Genomic DNA, 518 nt, shown 5'->3' on the forward strand with positions numbered 1-518 from the left:
TATCCCGGACGCGCTCCGGACAAATCTTCTCTTCACAATGTCATGCCAAACAGGCGAGGCACAAAACCCCGCAAAACCAAACTCTCCCGCAGATGATGATTGTTGCCAAGGCAATGCTGAACCGAGCCGCACGCGCTTTGCTGCGCAACCATTGCCGCTCCCGGCGCCGGCCTGCGGCCTTGCCTGCCGCGGCGACGTCGTCGGCGCCTGAACCACAGTGCCTTTTCCTGCACCGGGCCGCACGCGCTTTGCTGTGCAAAGACGCTTTCGCCGCCCCGCATCCGGCTCCGCCGGTTGCGGTTGGTGGAGCTGAGCGGGATCGAACCGCTGACCCCCTGCTTGCAAAGCAGGTGCTCTCCCAGCTGAGCTACAGCCCCAAGCGATTTTTTGCCAAAGGCAAAAAACGCGTTGCGCCGGCAGGCAGGTGCCGAAGGCACGTGCTGAGAGGCGCCGGTCAGTTTCGTCCCTGCAAGGCCGCACCCCGAATGCGCAGCATCTCGCCGAGGCCAAGGGCCGTC

1 tRNA gene is annotated in these 518 nt (G+C 63.9%); it reads right to left on the reverse strand.

The features are described 5' to 3' along the window. Positions 1-301 precede the first annotated feature (301 nt). Positions 302-377: transfer RNA gene (locus ACLB6G_RS20825), tRNA-Ala, on the reverse strand. Between the last annotated feature and the right edge of the window lie 141 nt (positions 378-518).

Source organism: Zhengella sedimenti (assembly GCF_046506625.1).
Taxonomy (GTDB): Bacteria; Pseudomonadota; Alphaproteobacteria; order Rhizobiales; family Rhizobiaceae; genus Zhengella; species Zhengella sedimenti.